Here is a 2,268-nt window from a genome sequence, read left to right on the forward strand (position 1 = left end):
GTGGAGGGCGAGGGCGGTGGGGGTTGCCGTGAAGACGGAGGAGTAGGTGCCGATGGCCAGGCCGATGAGCAGGGCCAGGGCGAAGTCCGTGAGGGCGTCTTCGGCGAGGAGGGCCAGGGCGGTCAGGATGAGGGCGGCGCCCGTGCCCGTGTTGACGGTGCGGGGAAGGGTTTGGAGGATCGCCCGGTTCGCGGTGAGGGGCAGGGGTGCCGTGCGGTTGCGGGTGAGGAGTTCGCGGACGCGGTCGAAGAGGACCACGGAGTCGTTGACCGAATAGCCGATCACGGTCAGCAGGGCCGCCAGGAAGATGCCGTCGACCGGTTTGCCGAGCCAGGCGAACACGCCGACGAGGATGAGCACGTCGTGGGCGAGTGCGGCGACGGCCGCGGTGGCGAACCGCCAGCGGAAGCGGAATGTCAGGTAGGCCAGTTGGGCGGCGAGGGCGAGCCCGAGGGCGATCAGGGCGTTGCGGCGCAGCTCCTCCCCCAGGGTGGGGCCGACGAGTTCGTCGCGGATCTTCCTGGTGTCGCCGCCGAGCCGGGTGATGGTGTCGGTGACCGTGGCCGCCTGGGCGTTCGTCAGGTTCTCTGCCCGGACCGTCAGTTCGTTGCCGCCGGACGTCTGGACGAGCGTGCGGGGGAACCCGGCCTCGGAGAGGGCGGTGCGGGCGCGTTCGGGGTCGACGGAGCGGCTGGTGGTGTACTCGATGAGCCGGCCGCCGCTGAACTCGATGCCGAGGTCGAGGCCCCGGACGAGGATGCCCGACGCCGCGGCGACGAGGAGGGCTGCGGAGACGGCCAGCCAGCGGCGGGGGTGGCGCATCAGGTGCGGGTTGCGGCGCAGCAGGCGTTCCCGTGTCCAGCCGCTGTCCGCGATGCCGGTGATGCGGGGGCGGCGGTGCACGGAGGGGCGGCCGGCCGCGAAGTCGGCGAGCACCCGTGTGATCAGCAGGGTGCTGACCATGGATGCCAGGACACCGATGCCGAGGGTGACGCCGAAGCCGCGGACCGGTCCGGAGGCGAGGGTGAAGAGGAGGGCCGCGGCGATGAGCGTGGTGATGTTGGAGTCGGCGATGGCGCTCAGTGCCCCGCGGAACCCCGCGGTCAGGGACGCGCGCGCGGTGGGGCGCGTGCGGGCGGCGAAGTCTTCGCGGGCGCGTTCGAGCACGAGGACGTTGGCGTCCACTGCCATGCCGATGGCCAGGACGAATCCGGCGAGGCCGGGCAGGGTCAGGGTGGCGCCCAGGGCGGCCAGGGCCGCGTAGGAGATGAGGCCGTAGCAGGTGAGGGCCAGGGCGGCGAGCAGGCCCATGAGGCGGTAGACGGCGATGACGAACAGCGCGGTCAGGGCCGTGCCGATGCCGGCGGCCCAGGCGGCGGCGGTGATGGCCGCGGCGCCGAGGGTGGGGCCGATGACGCGCTGTTCGATGATCTCGACGGGGACGGGGAGGGCACCGCCCGAGATGAGCAGGGCGAGTTCGCGGGCCTCGGTGTCGGTGAAGGATCCGGTGATCCGGGTCGCTCCTCCCCCGATGCCGGCTCCGCACGCGACGGACGGGTCGACGCCCGGCGAGGAGATGATCTTGTCGTCGAGGACGATGGCGATGCGCCGCCCGGCGTCGCCGACCGGGCGGCAGGCGGCCTCGCCGGTGGTGTCGGCCCACTTGGCGGAGCCCTGGCCGGTGAAGTCGACGGTGATGTGCCACCCGGTGCCGTTCCGGGGGTCGAACCGGGCGGCGGCGCCCTTGACGTCGTCCCCCCGCAGGGCGGCGGCGGCCTTCAGCCGCAGCGGCTGCCCCGACTCGTCGGGGAGGACGCGCTCGGCGGCCGGGTCCGCCGCGGACGCACCGGTGCCGGCCGGGCCCAGGACGGTGTGCACGGTGAGCTGTGCCGTGCGGCCGAGGACGTCCGCGGCCTTGCCCGGGTCCTGTACGCCGGGCAGTTCGACGATGATGCGGTGGTCGCCGGAGCGCACCAGGGTGGGCTCGGCGAGGCCGAGCGCGTCGATGCGGCCGCGCAGGACCTCCACCGTGCGGTCGGTGGTTTCACGGCTGACGCCGGTGGACGGGGTGGGGCGGGTCTCCAGCACGATCTGCGTGCCGCCGCTCAGGTCGAGGCCGAGGCGGACCGGCACGGTGAGGGCGATGGTCAGTGCCGCGGCGAGCACGGCGAGCGCGAGCAGCGCCCGTGTGCGCAGCGAGCGCTTGTGGTGGTGGGGCAACGGGGTCTCCGGCAGGCGGGCCGCGGAGCCGCGGGCGCGGCCCCGGCG

The 2,268-nt window shown here is 74.0% G+C and carries 1 protein-coding gene; it reads right to left on the bottom strand.

Annotation, left to right across the window (positions count from 1 at the left end; all coding sequences use genetic code 11):
* On the bottom strand, positions 1 to 2,220 hold a 2,220-nt coding region (secD, locus tag EF903_RS31790), incomplete at its 3' end, for a protein translocase subunit SecD (protein WP_185902932.1).
* Positions 2,221 to 2,268 lie beyond the last annotated feature (48 nt).

It is taken from the genome of Streptomyces sp. WAC05292 (genome assembly GCF_003949955.1).
Lineage (GTDB): Bacteria > Actinomycetota > Actinomycetes > Streptomycetales > Streptomycetaceae > Streptomyces > Streptomyces globosus.